17 protein-coding genes are annotated in these 18,129 nt (G+C 69.3%); 14 read left to right on the top strand and 3 right to left on the bottom strand.

The features are described 5' to 3' along the window. Positions 1-128 precede the first annotated feature (128 nt). Positions 129-734 carry a rod-determining factor RdfA gene (gene rdfA / locus HMUK_RS00525; RefSeq protein ID WP_012807650.1) on the top strand — a complete coding sequence of 202 codons (606 nt, stop codon included), beginning with the start codon at positions 129-131 and terminating at the stop codon, positions 732-734. Positions 735-823: 89 nt separating this feature from the next. Here the strand turns inward: rdfA and HMUK_RS00520 are convergent, their stop codons facing one another. Further along, complete coding sequence (locus tag HMUK_RS00520) at positions 824-1,762, bottom strand: metallophosphoesterase family protein (protein WP_012807649.1); 939 nt, start codon at positions 1,760-1,762, stop codon at positions 824-826. Continuing rightward, positions 1,759-2,223: a DUF7529 family protein gene (locus HMUK_RS00515; RefSeq protein ID WP_012807648.1), complete on the bottom strand. Its 465-nt coding sequence runs from the start codon at positions 2,221-2,223 to the stop codon at positions 1,759-1,761. Before HMUK_RS00515 ends, HMUK_RS00520 begins: the two co-directional genes overlap by 4 nt. Positions 2,224-2,374: 151 nt before the next feature. Between HMUK_RS00515 and HMUK_RS00510 the strand changes: the two genes are divergently transcribed. From HMUK_RS00510 to HMUK_RS00485, 6 genes are all read left to right on the top strand, one after another. Next, positions 2,375-4,297 (top strand): ABC transporter substrate-binding protein, encoded by a 1,923-nt coding sequence (locus tag HMUK_RS00510; RefSeq protein ID WP_012807647.1) that lies wholly within the window; start codon positions 2,375-2,377, stop codon positions 4,295-4,297. Positions 4,298-4,375: 78 nt separating this feature from the next. Beyond that, positions 4,376-5,395 (top strand): ABC transporter permease, encoded by a 1,020-nt coding sequence (locus HMUK_RS00505; RefSeq protein ID WP_012807646.1) that lies wholly within the window; start codon positions 4,376-4,378, stop codon positions 5,393-5,395. Position 5,396: 1 nt separating this feature from the next. Continuing rightward, positions 5,397-6,878 (top strand): ABC transporter permease, encoded by a 1,482-nt coding sequence (locus HMUK_RS00500; protein ID WP_012807645.1) that lies wholly within the window; start codon positions 5,397-5,399, stop codon positions 6,876-6,878. Continuing rightward, entirely contained in the window at positions 6,875-7,861 is a 987-nt protein-coding gene (locus HMUK_RS00495; RefSeq protein WP_012807644.1) for an ABC transporter ATP-binding protein, read from the top strand. Before HMUK_RS00500 ends, HMUK_RS00495 begins: the two co-directional genes overlap by 4 nt. Next, on the top strand, positions 7,858-9,372 hold the full coding sequence (locus HMUK_RS00490) for an ABC transporter ATP-binding protein (RefSeq protein ID WP_012807643.1): 1,515 nt from the start codon (positions 7,858-7,860) through the stop codon (positions 9,370-9,372). The genes HMUK_RS00495 and HMUK_RS00490 overlap by 4 nt, the downstream gene beginning before the upstream one ends. Continuing rightward, complete coding sequence (locus tag HMUK_RS00485) at positions 9,369-10,157, top strand: inositol monophosphatase family protein (RefSeq protein ID WP_012807642.1); 789 nt, start codon at positions 9,369-9,371, stop codon at positions 10,155-10,157. Before HMUK_RS00490 ends, HMUK_RS00485 begins: the two co-directional genes overlap by 4 nt. Positions 10,158-10,175: 18 nt before the next feature. Here HMUK_RS00485 and HMUK_RS00480 read toward each other — a convergent pair whose 3' ends face one another. Then, positions 10,176-11,594, bottom strand: a complete 1,419-nt coding sequence (locus tag HMUK_RS00480; RefSeq protein WP_012807641.1) for a sodium-dependent transporter — start codon at positions 11,592-11,594, stop codon at positions 10,176-10,178. Positions 11,595-11,788: 194 nt separating this feature from the next. Between HMUK_RS00480 and HMUK_RS00475 the strand changes: the two genes are divergently transcribed. Genes HMUK_RS00475 through HMUK_RS00445 form a run of 7 tightly spaced genes read left to right on the top strand, consistent with a single transcriptional unit; the run spans position 11,789 to position 17,865 of the window. Beyond that, the gene (locus HMUK_RS00475; protein WP_012807640.1) at positions 11,789-12,679 is read left to right on the top strand and encodes a DUF4129 domain-containing protein; all 891 of its coding nucleotides are present in this window, start codon (positions 11,789-11,791) and stop codon (positions 12,677-12,679) included. Then, positions 12,676-14,601, top strand: a complete 1,926-nt coding sequence (locus tag HMUK_RS00470) for a DUF58 domain-containing protein (RefSeq protein WP_012807639.1) — start codon at positions 12,676-12,678, stop codon at positions 14,599-14,601. Before HMUK_RS00475 ends, HMUK_RS00470 begins: the two co-directional genes overlap by 4 nt. Next, on the top strand, positions 14,598-15,104 hold the full coding sequence (locus HMUK_RS00465; protein WP_012807638.1) for a DUF7519 family protein: 507 nt from the start codon (positions 14,598-14,600) through the stop codon (positions 15,102-15,104). Before HMUK_RS00470 ends, HMUK_RS00465 begins: the two co-directional genes overlap by 4 nt. Before the next feature lie 49 nt (positions 15,105-15,153). Further along, entirely contained in the window at positions 15,154-15,963 is an 810-nt protein-coding gene (locus HMUK_RS00460; RefSeq protein ID WP_012807637.1) for a hypothetical protein, read from the top strand. Next, positions 15,938-16,213 (top strand): hypothetical protein, encoded by a 276-nt coding sequence (locus HMUK_RS17400; RefSeq protein ID WP_049940696.1) that lies wholly within the window; start codon positions 15,938-15,940, stop codon positions 16,211-16,213. The genes HMUK_RS00460 and HMUK_RS17400 overlap by 26 nt, the downstream gene beginning before the upstream one ends. 41 nt (positions 16,214-16,254) lie before the next feature. Continuing rightward, the gene (locus HMUK_RS00450; RefSeq protein ID WP_012807636.1) at positions 16,255-17,139 is read left to right on the top strand and encodes an aldo/keto reductase; all 885 of its coding nucleotides are present in this window, start codon (positions 16,255-16,257) and stop codon (positions 17,137-17,139) included. Continuing rightward, on the top strand, positions 17,140-17,865 hold the full coding sequence (locus HMUK_RS00445) for a class I SAM-dependent methyltransferase (RefSeq protein ID WP_012807635.1): 726 nt from the start codon (positions 17,140-17,142) through the stop codon (positions 17,863-17,865). It begins immediately after the preceding gene. The last annotated feature ends 264 nt before the right edge of the window (positions 17,866-18,129 follow it).

The following is an 18,129-nucleotide window of genomic DNA, read 5'->3' as shown; positions in this document are numbered from 1 at the left end:
ATCGACGGCCGGCGGTGTTAAGGGTTGTCGACGGACGGGACGCGTCGACTCCGCGGAAGCGAACGTTCATGTGGCACTCTCTCGGTAGATGCGCGTATGAACGCTGTCACAGTTCGGAGGGAGACGCGGTGAGCAAAGTCGCCAGGCTGATCGACGAGTGGGAACTCGACGGCGTCGGCCAGCAACTCGAAGAGTACTGGCTGGGGACCGGTGACGAACAGTACAGCCTCCGGGAGCTGGCGGACTGGTTCAACCAGCGGCTGCTGGCGGCCGCCCACGACCGGGCCGACGAAGCATACGTCGACGGCGAGATCGAGAACACCTACGAACTCCTCACCGACGACGACGTGGGGACCGGGACGCGAGCGGAGGTCGAGACGCGCCTCGAACAGCGCGGTATCGACCTCGAATCGCTCCGCGCGTCGTTCGTCTCCCACCAGAGCATCTACACCTACCTCACCGACGAGCGGGGCGTCTCCAAGCCCAGCGAGGAGCGGTCCGACAGCTCACAGATCGAGAAGACCGCGGAGTCGATCAGGCGACTGGTCAGTCGGACCCAGGCCGTCGTCCGCAACAACCTCGAAAGCCTCCACAACACCGACCGCATCACGATCGGGAACTTCAGCGTCTTCGTCGACGTACAGGTGTTCTGCCAGGACTGTGGGACCCAGTACAGCGCCGACGAACTGCTCACGAACGGCGGCTGTGACTGCCAGGACGAGCCCGAGACCTGATACTGCCGGCTGTAACTTCGTTCAGATATTCGCCACCCCGGGATGGCGAAATCCGTGACAGATTTACAGCCGGCAGTATGTGCCGCCAGTCACTCGCTGACCAGCGGGAACGAGGCCAGCCGAGCGGCGGCGATCGCGGTCAGACCCTTCGCGGTCGCGGAGTCGCCGCTCCGGCGGGCGTGTGCGGTCTCCAGTCCGACCTCGTCGGCGATCGGGACGAGCCGGACCGTCGTCCCTTCCGGCGTCGTCTCACAGAGGAGATACGACTGCGGGAACGAGCAGGTCGTCGGCGCGGCGATCTCTCGGAGCCCGTGGTACTCGCCGGTCGCGGGCAGGTGATAGTGGCCGCTGAGGAGGAGCTGTGCCCCGCCGTCGGCGAGTGTCTCGGCCAGCGGGTCCGCGTCGGCCATCGCCGGGATCTCGACCATCTCGGGCTCGATCTCCCGGTGGGCGTCGATCTGATCGCTCACCGACGGGAGGTTGTGGTGGAGGAGGACCACGGGCGTCTCCGCCTCGGCCAGGGTCTCGTCGAGCCAGTCCAGCGTCGCCTCGGTGACCCGTCCCTCGTGGCTCTCGTACAGCCGGTCTGCCGTGCCGGCAGTGTTGAGGCCGATCACGTCCAGACCGCCGACCTCGGCGTGGTACGGGAGTTCGCCGGGGCCGTAGCGGTCGGCGAACGCCTCGACGGAGAGGGGGTCGTGTTCGTCTCTGACCTTCGGTACGTCGTGGTTGCCGGGGACGGCATAGAACGGGACATCGAGCTCCGACAGCGCCTCGTCGACGGCGTCGTAGTTCCAGGGCTCGCCGTCTTTCGTCAGGTCGCCCGGCGAGAGGACGGCGTCGACGTCGCGGCGGCCGATGTCCGCGACGGCCGCTTCCAGGTGGTCGAGCGTGTGTTCGAACAGCTTCGACGTGCCCGATTCGCGCGTCGAGACGTGTGGGTCGGCCAGTACCGCAAAGCGCGTGTGGTCCCCGCGTGGCTCGTCCAGTCGGGCCACGACCGGCCCGGCGTCGTCGAACTCGGTCATACGTCCTCCGGGAAGAAGGGGTCGGCGTCGTCGTGGCGGAACGTCGCCAGGTGGGTACCGTCGACCAGCTTGACGTGAGAGTACATCTCGCCGCGGTCCCGCGCCACGGCGGCCAGCTCACCGGCCGTCGTGAGGTCGATCGCGCCGACCAGCAACACTGCCAGGTCTCGGTCCCGATCGGTCAGTCGCGTCACCGCGTACAGGTCCGAGCCGTCCCGGTGTGTGAACAGTTCGTAGCCGTCGAACTCGCCCTCGGCGACGGCCGATCGAACGTCGTCGGCGACCTCGCCCTGCGCCAGGTAGACGAACCCAAACCGATCGGTCTCGCCGTGTGACGGCGGCTCCGGTGCGACGTGGGCCGCGCGGACGGTCTCGACGGACCACCCCTCGGACCGGAGCTCGTCGGCCATCTCCGTGGCGGTCTCCAGGGTTCGACCCCACTCGTTGGCGTTCTCCGACATCGGTTCTCGTTTCCCGTGGCTGTACAAGTACGTTTCCACTATCGACTACTTTGGTAACTCTATATAGAATCTGGCTATCAATGGAAATCTATAAGGAAATATAGGTTGATAATAGCAACACAGTTACCTACGGGTTAGACAGATGGACGTGATGCCTGAGGATACGACGCGGCGAGGCTTTCTGACGGTTGCTGGTGCCGGTGCAGCCACAGCGCTCGCAGGTTGTTCCAGTGGCCCGTCCGAAGAGTCCACCGCGACGGACGAACCGACCGACAGCACGGACGACGGCGGCGACGAGTCCGCCGAGCCCTCCGACGCTTCCGACGACAGCACGTCGTCGGTGAGCAACACGCTCCAGATGATGTCTCCGGGGCCAGTTCAGACGCTCGACCCGATCAACGCCAAGGGATCGGGCGTCGGATTCAACCAGTACGGCAGCTCTCTGCTCGACTTCCCGAACGGGGAGTACCCGCCGGAAGGTGCGGTCATCGAGGACTACTCGATGTCCGACGACGGGCTGACATACACCTTCCAGCTCAAACAGGGCGTCTCCTTCCACGACGGGACCGAGCTCACCGCCGACGACGTGGTCTACTCGTTCCGTCGTCTCGCCGGCTCCGAGAACTCTCGGAACCGCGACGACATCATCGGCGAGACGATGACGATCGACCACGAGAAGGACGCGTCCCGGACCGAGCCCGCAGACGAGGAGAGCCTGGCCGACTACGTCCCCGGCTCGCTCGCGGTCGACGCCGTCGACGACTACACCTTCGAGTTCACGCTCGCCTCGCCGTTCCAGTACACCCTCTCACAGATCGCCGGGGGCACGTTCGCGATCCTCCCCGCCGGCTCGGTCGGCGACGTCGACGGGTACGACGGCGAGTACGAGTACAACGAGTTCTTCAGTACGGCGGGCGATGGCCCCGCCTACGCCGGCCTCGGTCCGTTCGAAGTCGACGAGTGGAACAAGGGCGACGCGCTCCGCCTGACGGCCTTCGACGACTACTACGGCGAGGGTCCGGAACTCGACGGCGTCACGATCACCGTCGTCGAGAGCGCTAACACGCGCTTTAGCCGCTTCCAGAACGGTAACGCCGACCTCATGCAAGAGGACATCTCGACCGCCGCGTTCAACCCCGAGAGCGTCTCCATCGAGGAGACCAGCGGGAGCCGCTCGGTCGGGACCTACACCTTCGACGACGGCACGACGGTCAACTACGGCGAGATCCCGGCGCTCCGAACCGAGTACATCGTGTTCAACTGTCTGGAGGTCCCGCTCCCGGTCCGGCGCGCGTTCGCCTACGCGATGAACCAGGACGAGATCGCGAAGAACGTCTACAAGGGCACCGGACAGCCGGCCTACCACATGACGCCACCGGCGGCGTACCCGACCTTCGAGGACGGCGTCAGCAGCGCCGAGACGTACGACCGTCACGCCGAGAACGGCTATCAGTCGGTCACCGAGTTCGGGGCCGACGGCTACCCGTACGGCTACGGCGAGACGCTACTGGACGAGGCCCGGTCGGTGATGGAGCAGGCGGGCTACGGCGAGAACGACCGCTACGAGATCACCGCGACGACGATCGCGGGCGACAGCGCCTACGGCTCCGTGTTCACCCGCCTCCAGTCGAAGCTCCGGTCGGCCTACATCGACATGAGCATCGAGGAGTCCCAGTTCGGGACGATCATCAGCCGCGCGATCAACGGCGACATGGAAGTGTTCGGCCTCGGCGACGGGATGGAGTACCCCGGCCCACAGAACTTCCTGCGATTCCTCTGGGGGAACAACCCCGGCTCGCAGTTCACCCGCTGGGGAGCCGAGGGCAGCTTCTACACCGAGGAGTACCGCCAGACCGCGATGGACGCCTGGGAGAACAAGTACCAGCCCGACGACTCGACCCAGCAGTCTCGCAACGAGGCCTTCCAGACCGTCGAGGAGATGAACTGGGCCTCCGTCCAGGAACTCCCGACGGTCAACCCCGTCGCACAGCGGTTCTGGCAGGAGTACGTTGACGTCGAGATGCACGGCGTCATGGGCAACCAGACGTTCGATCAGGTCACGAAAGGCGAGTAACCGACTGCTCTCATACATGTATCTTCGAGGATATGGTTTCGTTCGGGCGATGGGGTACCGCGGCCGGGGTGAACGACCGTGAGCCGACTCCGATACATCGCCAAACGGGTGGCGCTGTCCGTCCCGGTCGTCTGGCTCGGGACGACGATGACGTGGGCGATCATCTACCTGGGGCCGATCGATCCGGCGACCCGACTGCTCAGTGAGGGCCAGACACAGAACCCGGCGGCCTACGAGGCCGCACGGACCCAGCTCGGGCTCGATCAGCCCCCGCTCCAGCACTACTTCGACTGGATGGGGAGTCTGCTGACGTTCGATCTGGGGCAGACGTGGCTGTTGTACCAGGGCTCGGACGTGAACGCCCTGATTCTCGATTTCCTGCCTCGGACGCTGTGGCTCGGGTTCTGGTCGGTCCTGATCGCGGTGTGTATCGGCGTTCCGCTCGGCTTCTACGCGGGGATGCGCTCGAACACCGCGTCTGACTACGTCGCCTCGATGGGCGGGATCGTCTGGCGGGCCATGCCGAACTTCTGGCTCGGGATCATGCTGCTGGCCGTGCTCGGCAGTTCACAGGCGATCTTCGGCTTCGACTGGCAGTCGCTGTGGATCGAACTCGACGCTCTGACCGGCAGTCCCGACCTCTCGCGGCTCCACACCGTCGAGGGCTTCCTCGCGGCGACGAAGAAGGTGCTCCCGGCGGCGATCGTCCTCGGTTCGGCCTCGATGGGCAACGAGATGCGGATCGGCCGCACGGCCGTCCTCGAGGTTCGCAACGAGGACTACGTCGATCTCGCGAGGGCCAAGGGCGTCTCCGAACGGGCGCTGGTCTGGAAGCACATCTTCCGGAACGCCCTGATTCCGCTGGTCCCGATCATCACCAGCGAGGCGTTCCTGTTGATCGGCGGCAGCGTCCTCGTCGAGACCGTCTTCAGCATCAACGGGATCGGGCTCCTCTTTTTCAACGCTGCGACACAGGGAGACCTCCCGCTGGTCGGGACGCTGATGTACGTGTTCATCCTGTTGATCGTCGGCGTCAACCTCCTGCAGGACGTGCTGTACACGGTGATCGATCCGCGGGTCGGACTGGAGGGGGCCTGAGATGGCCGGCGCACACGGGCCGTCTTCGGACGCCGCCGACGACGAGGTCACGCCGGAGACGGCGTCGACGATCCTGCCGACCGAGTCGCCGACGCTCGTCTGGGTCGGTCTGGGCGCTGGACTGCTCGCGCTCGAAGTCGGTGCGCTCGCGACGTTCCTCGTGGCAATTCTGAGTGACACACTGGCGGCCGCGTCCCTCCCCGGCGTCGGCTTCGTCGAGGGGATCGAGGCCGCGGCCCGCCAGCTCCCGACGCTGCTGTCCCGCGAAACCGTCCCCAACGAGGGGTACTGGAACGGCCAGCGGTGGGTCGGGACGTTCCTCGGACTCCGGCCCGAGGTCGCCTGGGGGATTCGCGTCGCCCTGATCTACCTCTACGCGCTCGCGGTCGCGGGCTGGGCGGTGCTCGGCTACCGGCTCTACCGCCGCGAGTACCGGGCCGCCGACTGGACGCCCCGAGACGACGTGATCGATCGGTTCCGCAACCACGGCTGGGGACTGTTCGGACTGGCGGTCGTGTTCATGTTCGTCGTCATGGCGGTGTTCGCCCCCGCGCTCGGACCGACGACCGTCGACAAGAACATGCGCAACTCCTACGACAACGAACTCACCTACTGGGACGCCGAGACCGACTCCGTCGAGACGATCCTCGTCGGCGAGGCCAACCTCGCGTCCCAGTCCCGGGGCGACGGCGAGGAACGCGTCGGACCGATGGAGTACGACGACTTCGGGCGCTTCCACCCGTTCGGGACGCTCCCGACCGGGCGAGACCTCTTTACGTTTATCGCCGTCGGGTCGCGCATCTCGCTGGTGATCGGCCTGCTGTCGGTCGGGCTCAGCGTCGGCGTCGCCACGTCGCTGGCGCTGATCGGCGCGTACTACAAGGGCCGTGTCGACCTCGGGATGGTGCTCGTCTCCGACGGGGTGATGGCGATGCCGCAGTTGCTGTTGTTGATCATGCTCACGACGGTGCTCAAAGACACCTGGGTGGCGGGGCTGTACAGCGGTGCCTTCTTACTGGCGCTGATCTTCGCGTTCACGGGCTGGACGTACATGTGGCGCTCGCTGCGCGGACCCGCACTACAGGTCTCGGAACGACAGTGGATCGACGCGGCAAAGAGCTTCGGGCAGCGCCCCCGCACGATCATGCGCCAGCACATGTTGCCCTACATCACGGGCTACCTGCTGATCTACGGGTCGATGACGCTGGGCGGGGCGATCATCGCCATCGCCGGGCTCTCCTTCCTGGGACTCGGCGTCTCCCCGCCGACCCCGGAGTGGGGTCGCGCGGTCAACCTCGGCCAGGAGTACGTCGACACCGGCTCGTGGCACATCTCGCTGATTCCGGGCCTGCTCATCACGCTGGTGGTCACGGGCTTCAACGCGCTGGGCGACGGGATCCGTGACGCCATCGACCCCCGTTCGGACGCCGCCGGATCGGACGCCGACGACGGGGCCGCCGCCGGTCGAGGTGGTGGCGCGTGAGCGACGAGCCACTGCTGTCGGTGCGGGACCTCGAAGTCGTGTTCCACACCGAGCGCGAGCAGATCCACGCCGTCGACGGCGTGAACTTCGAGATCCGCGAGGGCCAGACGGTCGGCCTCGTCGGCGAGTCGGGGTCGGGCAAGTCCGTCACCGCCCGGTCGATCCTCGGACTCGTCGACGAACCCGGCCGGATCGAGGGCGGCGAGATCCTGTACCGCGGCGAGGACCTCACCGAGGACAACTGGGCGGACCACCGCGGCGACATCGCGATCGTCTTCCAGGACCCGACAAACTCGCTGAACCCCGTCTACACGATCGGCAACCAGATCGAGGAGGCCCTGCGCATCCACCAGGACCTGCGCGGCCGGGCAGCGACCGACCGCGCCATCGAGTTGCTGGAGGACGTGGGGATTCCTGACGCACCGCGACGCGTCGACGAGTACCCCCACCAGCTCTCGGGCGGGATGGCCCAGCGGGCCGTCATCGCGATGGCGCTGGCCTGTGACCCGGACCTGCTCGTCTGCGACGAGCCGACGACGGCACTGGACGTGACGATCCAGGCCCAGATCCTCGACCTGCTCGCGGAGCTACAGGCAGAGCAGGACCTCGCGATCCTCTTTATCACCCACGACATGGGCGTCATCGAGGACGCGACCGACTGGGTCAACGTCATCTACGCGGGCGAGGTCGTCGAGCGTGCGCCCACCGAGGCGCTGTTCGACCACCCGGCCCACCCCTACACGCGGGCGCTCCTGGAGAGCATTCCGGGGCGGACGGACCCGGACGAGCGCCTCCCCACCATCGAGGGAGAGGTACCGACGCCGACGGGACCGGCGACCGACTGCCGGTTCGCGCCCCGGTGTCCCGAGGCCTTCGAGGACTGTCGCTCCGTGGCCCCCGAGCACGTCTCGCTCGACGGGGATCGGTCGGCAGCGTGTCTCCTCCACGATCCGGCCCGCAGCGACGGGGGTGAGCGACAGTGACGGCCCGCGAAGACCCCGTCGTCTCGGTCCAGTCGCTGAAGACCTACTACCACGACGACAGCATCGTCGGCGCGAAACCGCCGGTGAGAGCCGTCGACGGTATCGACCTCGACATCCGCGAAGGCGAGACGGTCGGGCTCGTCGGCGAGTCAGGTAGCGGGAAGACGACGCTCGGGCGGACGATCATCGGGCTCGCGGACGCGACCGACGGCGTCGTCGAGGCCGACGGACAGGACGTGACCGAGTTCGACGCCGAACAGGCCCGCGACTGGCAGCGCCGCGTGGGCATGGTGTTTCAGGACCCCGAGGAGAGTCTCAACGACCGAATGACGATCGGCGAGATCGTCCAGGAACCCCTGAAGGCACACGACTGGCCGGTCCTGACTGTCGCCGTCGAGGGCGATGCGACGGTCCGGGGCAGTGGTGTCAGACCGGCCGAGCCGGACGAGACGGTCGATCTCACGGTCGGCCTCGACGGCGACGTGACGGTTCGGGACGAACTGCCGCTGTCGGCCGATGCGGTCACCGCCGCCGTCGACCGGAGCGGCGACGCGCCGACGGTCGACGTCACCGTCGAGAAGTCTCGTGCGGAGATCCGGCGCGACCGGGCCTTCGACCTCCTCGACCGGGTCGGGCTCTCCGAGGAGCACTTCTACCGGTACCCCCACCAGTTCTCCGGGGGGCAGCGCCAGCGTATCGGCATCGCCCGCGCGCTCGCGCTCGAACCGGAGTTCGTCGTCCTCGACGAACCGGTGTCGGCACTGGACGTGTCAGTCCAGGCCCGGATCATCAACCTCCTCGAAGACCTGCAAGACGAGATGGGGCTGACCTACCTCTTTATCGCCCACGACCTCTCGGTCGTGCGCCACATCGCCGATCGCGTCGCGGTGATGTACCTCGGCAACGTCGTCGAACTGGGGCCCACGGAGTCGGTCTACGCCGACCCCCACCACCCCTACACCGTCTCCTTGCTGTCTGCTATTCCGGGGAGTGGTTCCCCGTGGACCGGCGAGCGAATCACGCTGCGCGGCTCGCCGCCGAACCCCCGAGATCCGCCCGCCGGCTGTCCGTTCGCGACGCGGTGTCCGGCGAAGATCCGGCCCGACGACTACGACCTGCCCGAGCGGACCTGGCGCGCCCTGGACGAACTCCGCGTCGTCTTCAGGACGCGAGCCCGCGCCGAGGCGTCCGCGGCCGAGACGATCAAACGACTGATCGGGCTCGACGTGGCCGGTCAGGACCTCCGGGAGACCGTCTCCGATCTGCTGGCGGACCACGACCTCCCACCGGCGGCCCAGTCGACCGTCGACGCGGCGGTGGAGCTGGCTGCCGGCGGCGACGACGACGCGGCGGCCGAACAGCTCCGAGAAGCCTTCGGGTCGCGGTGTGACCGCGAACACCCCGAGCCCTACGACGGCGGCGAGGATCGAACGAGCCAGTGTCTCCGCCAGGAGGCGGAGTACGACGGCGTCGCCGAGACGATCCGGGCCCGCCAGGAGGACGAGCCGTGAGCGATCCGGACGCCCTCGCGCTCCGGGCCGCACGGGCGGGTGCCGAGCGCGCACACGACCTCTTTCGCCGCGACCTCGCCGTCGAGACGAAGTCGGGCAAGACCGACGTGGTGACTCGCGCCGACCGCGAGGCACAGGCGGCCGTCGCGGCGGTCGTCGACGACGCGGACGCCGACGCGACGCTCGTCGGCGAAGAGGCGGCGGCGGCGAAGTCCGTCCCCGAGACCGGTCGCGCGTGGGTCGTCGATCCGATCGACGGGACCCACAACTACGTCCGCGGCGGGCGCTGTTTCACGACGAGCGTCTCTCTCGTCGCGGACGGCGAACCAGTCGCCGCGGCCAACGTCCTCCCGGCGATGGACGACACTTACCGGACTGTCGACGGCGGCGTCGCACTGAACGGGACACCGGTCACGACGAGCGACCGGACCGACCCCGAGCGAGCGATCGTCTGCCCGACGATCTGGTGGCCGATGGACCGCCGCGAGGAGTACGCCCGCGCGACGCGGGCCATCGTCGAGCGGTTCGGCGACCTGAAGCGTCCGGGCTCGGCACAGGCCGCGCTCGGGCGGGTCGCGGCCGGCGAGCTCGACGGCGTGATCACGAACGTCGAGACGAATCCCTGGGACACGATCGCCGGGGTCCACCTCGTCCGCGAGGCCGGCGGGCGCGTCACAGATCTCGACGGCGACCGCTGGACCCACGACGCGCGCGGACTGGTCGCGTCGAACGGCCCGCTCCACGACGCGGTGCTCGACGCCGCACGGGCGATCGACGGAGCCTAACGCCCCGTCGGGCCGCGTCTACCCGTCCACGACGCTCGTTTCGTCGCCGCTTCGCGTGCCGACGGCCAGCCGACAGCCGACGGTGCCGAGGACGGCGACGCCCGCTCGCCCGCCCAGCCCCAGCGACACGCCCGCCAGCGTCGCGAGCGTGTTCGTCAGCGAGAAGAGGACGACGACGGGCAACACCCAGCTGACCGTCAGCAGCCACGGCACCGCGAGCGCGTCGAACCGACCGGCTCCGGCGCGAAACTCCGCCAGCGCCTCGCCACGCAGGAGCCAGGCGACGATCGCGAGAAAGGCGAACAGGCCCACCGTCAACAGCAGATCCGCGAGCGTCCCCGAGACGAACTCGAAGACGGAACTGGCCAGCGCCAGCCCGCTGCCGGTGGCCGCCAGCAGTGCCGTGATCAGGGCCGTCGCCCGGCGTCGCGGGACGCCGACGGTGTCGACGAGGGTCGCGACCGGCGTCTCCAGCAGGCTGATGGCGCTGGTCACGGCGGCCATCAGCACGGCCGCGAAGAAGACCGTCGCGACGACGGTCCCGCCCGGCAGCGACGCGAACGCCCGTGCGAGCGCGACGAACAGCGCCCCTGGGCCGCCCTGTCCGGGGTCGATCCCCTGCGAGAACAGCAGCGGGATGACGACCAGTCCCGCGAGGACGCCGATGACCGTGTTCGAGATCGCGATGACGAGCGTGTCACGCGGGAGCGACGCGTCCTCGTCCAGATACGAGGCGTAGGTCAGCATCACCCCGGCACCGAGCGAGAGGGTAAACAGCGCCTGTCCCGCGGCCGGTCCGAGCACGCCCAGGAAGTTGGCCGCGAGGTAGTCGGCGTCGAACCCGAGGTAGAAGGCGTAGCCGTCGGCGGTGCCGGGCTGTGTCGCCGTCCACGCCGCGAGGCCGACGAGCAACAGGACGACGCCGGGGAGCATCACCTTCGAGACGCGCTCGATGCCGCCGCTCACGCCGAAGAAGACGATTCCGGCGACGATCCCCAGAAAGAGCAGGTGGAACCCGACGGCTTCGAGGCCGTAGTTGACCGCCCCGAAGTACTGCTGGGGCTGGTCGAAGTACGCGCCCACCGGCGACACCAGGAGATAGCGGAGGATCCACCCGCCGACGACCGAGTAGAAAGAGAGGATCACGAGCGTCGTGAGGACGTTGAACCCACCGAGTACGGACCCCCAGCGCGAGCCGGTCAGCGACCGGAGCGCGCCGACGGGGGTCTGTCGACCCAGTCGGCCGAGGACGAACTCCGCGAGCAGTCCCGGCACGCCGACGCCGACGACGATGAGCAGGTAGACGAGGAGGAACGCGCTCCCGCCGTTGCCGGCCGTCAGCCACGGGAACCGCCAGAGGTTCCCAAGCCCGGCCGCACTGCCGACGGAGGCGAGCACGAATCCGACGTTCGATACCCACGAGTCACGTGTAGCCATTCGTGTACAGATCTGTCTATCGGGGAAGTAAAGCGGTGTTGGTTCGGCACGTGTCCGGCCGAGAGACTGTCGCCAGGTGACGTACCCGTGATATCCGGAACGAGCGAACAGATGCTCGATCTGACGTCCTCGGCGGCGACGCCGTGGAGCGGTCGCCGTGATGTTTTATACCACTCTGCGTACTTTCACCCACTGTGTCACGCGACCGACTCCGAGACGCCGCCCTGGGACTGCTCGCGGTCGTCGCAGTCGCACTGACCGCTCGGACCCTCCCCACGGCCCGCCAGCGAGAGCCCGGCGGTGACGGGGCGGGCGGAGCGGGGATCGGCGAGGGCGGCGGCATTCCCGCACGCTCGACCGAGCCGCTTCCCCAGTTGCTCGACGTGCCCCTGCTCGCGGAGCTGATCGCGCTCCTCGCCGTCCTGTTCGCACTGGTCGCTCTCTGGGGGCTGTATCGGCACTGGCGCGCGCTCTTCCGGGTCGCCGTCCCGGTCCTCGTTCTCTCGCTGGTACTGGCTGTCCTGCTACAGGGCGTCCCCTTCGATCCCCTCCCGAAGCCGTCCAGCGGCGGCGTCCCCGCCACCGACAACGTCAGCGTGGGTGCGGGCGGCGGCGGCTCCACGGCGACGGAGCCGTCGGTGCTGTCGATCGCACTCGTGGTGGTGATCGCCGTCGCGGTGGTCGGGGTCGCCGTCGCCGCGAACCGACGACCGGCCGACCGCGACGACCGCGACGACCGGACCGACCCGGACGACGACGGGACGAGGGCGGCCGTCGCGGTCGGGCGGGCCGCCGGTCGAGCGGCGGACCGCATCGAGGAGACGGCCGCGGTGGACAACGAGGTCTACCGCGCCTTCCGCGAGATGACGGCCCGGCTCGACGTGGCCGACCCGGAGACGACGACGGCCCGCGAGTTCGAGCGCGTCGCCGTCGAGTCGGGGCTGAGCGCCGACGACGTGGCGGCTCTGACCGACCTCTTCGAGCGGGCCCGGTACGACGACTACGAGATCGACGGGGACGACGAACGGCGGGCGGTCGAACTGCTGCGCCGGATCGAGTCCCGGTACGCGGAGGGCGAGCCGTGAGCCGCGGGCGTCTCCTCGCGGCCGTCGGGCTCGTGGCCTTCGCGGTCGGCGTCGGAGCGCTCGCCGCGCCGGGGGTGTTCGGGCTCGGCGTCCAGCGCTACGCCGTCGTCGTGATCGGTCTGCTGGCGGTCGCCGCGGCGATTCGCGTCGTGCAGGGACGACGCCACAGCCCCAGACGGCGCGGCGAGACGGCGACGCCGGAGGAGCTGCCCGCGGTCGCCTCGCCGGGCGAGGAGCTGGACGCCGTGCTGGCGGCGTTCGACCCCACGCGCTACGGGACGGCCGACCGCCGCCGGAAGCAACTCCGGCGCGTGGCCACCGAAGTGCTGACGCGCTACCGGGGCGACAGCGAAGCGACGGCCAGCGAGGCGATCGAGCGGGGCACCTGGACCGACGATCCAGTCGCCGCCGAGTTCCTCGCAGACGAGCGCTCGCGGCTCCCGCTCACCGATCGACTCCGCACGCGCCTGGGCGGGCAGTCGGCCTACTGGCAGGGCATCGAGCACACCGCTCGCGCGATCGCCGAGACGGCCGGCGTCGACACCGACGACCGCGACGGCTCCCCCCTCCCGGGACTGGACGGGGTCGTCGGATCGATCGACGGCCGGGACGCGGGGCTCGACCGGGCCAGCGCCGTCGCGGATCCGACACCGACGACGCGCTCGACGGGACACTGGCGAGGGATCAGCGCGGCCGCGCTGGCGGCGCTCGGCGTCGGCGTGCTCGCCGAACGGGCGGGCGTCGTCCTCGTCGCCGTCGTCGGGATCGCCTACGCGGCTGCCGCCCGCCAGCGGACGCTCTCCGCGCCGACGCTCTCGGTCGAGCGCACCGTCGAGCCGGCGGATCCGGAGCCCGACGAGCCCGTCACGGTGACGCTGACCGTCACCAACGAGGGCGAGGAGGCGGTGTGGGATCTGCGCCTCGTCGACGGCGTTCCGCCCGCCCTCTCCGTGGTCGAGGGGTCCCCGCGGCTCGGGACGGCGCTGTGGCCGGGGGCCAGTGCGACGGTCACCTACGAGGTGGCGGCCGAGCGCGGTCGCCACGAGTTCGGTCCCGCGCAGGTCCTCGTCCGAACGCTGTCGGGCAGCGTCGAACGCGAACAGACCGTCGAGCCCGCGACGACGACGGAAATCACCTGCGTCCCGCCGCTCCGGCCGATCGACGAACCGGTCCCGCTGCGCCGCCAGCCCACTCGCCACACCGGGCGCGTCGAGACCGCCACCGGCGGCGAGGGCGTCGAGTTCTTCGCGACGCGCGCGTACCGCTCGGGGGACCCGCTGTCGCGGATCGACTGGAACCGTCACGCCAGAACCGGTGAGCTGGCGACCCTGGAGTTTCGCGAGGAGCGATCCGCGACGGTAGTGCTGGTGATCGACCGCGACGAGGCGGCCGCGGTCGGTCCCTCACAGCGGGGCCAGACCGCCGTCCAGCGCTCCGTCGACGCCGCGAGCCGACTGTTCGCGACGCTGCTCGACGACGGCAACCGCGTCGGCATCGCCGCGCTCGGGGCTCGCGACTGCTGGCTCGCGCCGGGTGCGGGCGACGCCCACCGCGTTCGGGGCCGGGAGCTGCTCGCGACCCATCCCGCGCTCGCTCCCGGCGAGACGCCCGAGAGCGTCTTGCCGTTCGGCTGGCTCGCCTCCCTGCGGAGTCAACTGCCCGGCGACGCGCAGGTCGTCCTGTTCTCGCCGCTGTGCTCGCCCGCCGTCGCCACCGTCGCCCGCCAGCTCGACGCCGGGGGTCACCTCGTGACCGTCGTCAGCCCGAACCCGACGACGACGGCCTCCGGGGCCGGCCAGCTCGCGACGGTGGCGCGGCGCTTCCGGATCGCCGACCTCCGGGCCGCCGGGATCCCCGTCGTCGACTGGCCGTGGGCGCAGTCGCTGCCGGTGGCCCTGGCCCGGACGAGGTGGTCGAAATGACCGGGATCGACCGATCGCCGACCCGGACCGGCAGCGCGCTCGCGGTGCTTGCCGCCCTCGTCGCGCTCGCGGCCGTCGGGGCCTTCTCGTGGATCGCACTCGCCGTGGGTGGCGTCGGCGTCGGACTGGTCCTCGCGGGCGTCGCCCTCGCACGACACGACGCCGTCTCGACCGGGGCCGCGGCGCTGTTCGTCGGCGTCCTCGCGGCCGGCGTCCAGGGCGCACCGGTGACGGCGCTGCTCGTCGGTGCCGTCGCGACGGTCCTGGCCTGGGACAGCGCCGGGACGGCGATCGACCTGGGGGCACAGCTCGGTCGGTCGGCCACGACTGTCCGGATCGAACTCGTCCACGCCGGTGGGACGGCGCTGGTCGGCGGCCTCGCCGCGGCCATCGGCTGGTCGACCTACCAGCTCGGTCTCGGAAGCCAGTCCCTGACGGTCCCCGTCTTCTTGCTCGTCGCGGCGCTGTGTCTGGCCGGTGCGCTGGCGGCGCGGGGCAGGTGAGTGGCTCCGCTTCACAAGCGGTTTAGGCCCGCCCGGAGTGCGTGAAACTATGTCGTTCCGCCAGCCCTCCAAGCGGTCGTTCGCGGTCGCCGTCGGCACTGCGACGGCGGTGCTCGTCGGTGTGCCCGCCGCTGCGGTGGTGCCGGGGACCGCGTTCGTCGCTCCAGTCCCGATCTCGCTCGCACTGCTCTGTGGGATCGCGGCCACGGTGCTTGCGCTGCGTGTGCCCTCGCTCCCGATCTCGCTCGTCCGGGCTCGCGTCCACCTCGGCGTGCTCGCCGTGCCGCTGGGAGTCGTCGTGGTGGCTCCGTTCCTGTTTCCGGCTCTCGATCTCAGTGGGTCGCCCGACGACGGACTCTTGCTGGGTCTACTGGCCGTGTTCGTGGCGAGTGGAGCCCTCTACGTGGCGACGACCAACCGGTACGCCGTCCTGCTGAACGCGGCCCACTCACCGATCGCCGAGTGGCGCGCACGGCCGGACGCCCGGTACAGCCGGCGCGTCAGAGTCGCGAGTTTCGTCGGCGGGATCGCCGCCCTCGCTCTGCCGTTGCTCGTTCATCTGCCAGGCGTGAGGCTCCTGCCCGGCATCGGGGGCGTGCTGATCGCTCAGTCCATCTTTTACCGGCGGAGCCGAACCTACCAGCTGTTCGACGACGGTCTGCTGATCCGCGCCAGCGGGACGGTCGTCTATCAGTTCGTCCCGGCCGGGCAGCTGTCGTCGGTCAAGCGCGGTCCCGACGCCATCTCGATTCGGCGCTCGTTGCCGTGGCCGTTCCCGATCCGCTGTGCGGTCGACGAACTGGCTCGCCCCGACGAACTCCTGTCGACACTCCGTGACGCGATCGAACGGCGGCCGTGACTGTGGGCTACTCAGACCGCGGTTCGGCGTCGATCGACGGATCGTGCCGGTGACACCTAACCGGCCGCCCGGCGACGGTGACCGTCTCCGGGACCTGCTGCTCGCAGACGCTCGGGAGGACGGCCGCCAGTCGCTCGGACGCCCGATCGAGGTCGCCGTCCGCGAGCGCGGCCACGGCGTCGTCGGCAACGTCGTGCAAGACCTCTCCTACGGCGTGCTCGACCCCCGGATCGACGATTCGGGGCGGTGAGCGCTGCAACGCTTATGCATCTCCCAGCCCCACGTTCGGGTATGGAGACACGCCCGCTCGGCGACACCGGTCAGGACAGCACCGTCGTGACCTTCGGGACGATCGCGCTCAACTGGCTCGAACAGGAGGGCGCGGATCAGCTGGTCGAACACGTGCTCGACTACGGCGTCAATCACTTCGACGTGGCACCGACCTACGGCGACGCGGAGCTGAAGCTCGGCCCGAAGCTCCGCCAGCACCGCGAGGAGATCTTCCTCGGGTGCAAGACCCAGGAACGCGATTACGAGGGGGCCTGGGAGATGCTCGAACGGTCGCTGGACCGCCTCGGCCTCGACTCGATCGACCTCTACCAGGTCCACGGGCTGGAGTACGACGACGAACTCGACGCGATCACCGGCGACGACGGCGCACTGCGGGCCTTCCGCGAGGCCCGAGAGGAGGGCCTGATCGATCACATCGGGCTGACCAGCCACAGCGAGCCGGCGCTCGTCCTCGACGCGATCGATCGCATCGACGATCTGGACTCGCTGATGTTCCCGCTGAACCCGGTCGTCGCCGCGAAGGACGACGGCGACCACGACTACGAGGCGGTGCTCGATCGGGCCCACGCGGCCGACATCGGCACCCTCGGCATCAAGGCCTTCGCCGCCGGCTCCTGGCCCGACACCGACGACCTCCCCGAAGCAGATCGCCCGTTCGCGAACTGGTACCGACCGGTCACGGCTCCCGACGAGATCCGGCGACGGTTCGACTTCGCGGCCTCACAGGGGCTCACCAGCGTCGTCAGCGCGGGCGATCCCAAGCTCGTGACGATGATTCTCGAAGCCGCCGCCGACTACGAGGAGATGGACGAGGCCGCCCAGCGGTCGCTGATCGAGCGGGTGCGCCACGACGACAGCCCGGTCCCCGAACAGCTCCACCACTGAATGGCCGTCCCCAGCACGGTCACCACCGCCCTCGCGGACCGCCCGGTCGAGGGCCGACGCTGTCTGGAGGCCGGTGCCGGCGTCGGCAACGCGACCGCCGGACTCCTCGATGCCGGTGCCGAGCGGGTCTACGCCGTCACGAACGATCGGGCACACGCCCGGACGACCCGCGAACGGGTGGCCGACGGCGACACGCGCTCGGACCGACTGGCCGTCCTCGAATCGGACCTGCGAACGCTGGCGCTGGCCGACGACTCGATCGAGCTGATCACGGCCCACGGGCTCTGTAACGTCCTCGATCCCGCCGAACTGTCGGCGGTCGCGGCGACCTTTCGCCGCGTCGCAGCGCCGGGCTGTCACCTCGTGATCGACGACTACGCTCCGTTGCCCGAGACGGCCGCCGTTCGCGAGCTGTTCGCCGTCGAGAACGCCGCCGCGGAGCTTGCGACCGGCGGGCCGGCGCTGACGTTCTACCCGCCCGACGCGCTCAGACGCTGCTTCGTCGGTGGGGGCTGGTCGTTCGACCGCGAGCGGACGCTGCTCGACCCGGTCCCCTGGACCGCGGATCACCTGTCGGCCCACGCTGTGGCGGCCCGCGACCACGCGGCGGGCTGTCCGGGGGATCTCGGCGACCGGCTGGCAGCGCGTGCCGACCGACTCGCGACGGCGATCGGCTCCGAGTCGGCCGGTCGGATGTACAGCCTCGCGTTTCGGTTGTCGGCGTGACGAACGGCCCCAATATATCAAAAGTAAATACTACTCCGAAAAAGAACTGTTCTGGACAGGACGACACTCAGAACGGATGCCAGCCATTCGAGCCCCGTCGTGGTACTCCGCCTCCGTCTGGCGACTGGACAGCGCGAAATCGGCGATGAGATCGTCTCTCCGGGGGTCAGTGCGCGTTATGGTACGGCGCTCGTCACTGCGGACGCTCCGTGGCTCGACGACGGCTGTTGATGGGACAGGACGGAGGTATACGGCCCGAAAACC

This window comes from Halomicrobium mukohataei DSM 12286, assembly GCF_000023965.1.
GTDB classification, from domain to species: Archaea; Halobacteriota; Halobacteria; order Halobacteriales; family Haloarculaceae; genus Halomicrobium; species Halomicrobium mukohataei.
This window is presented reverse-complemented; position numbering and strand designations above follow the sequence as displayed.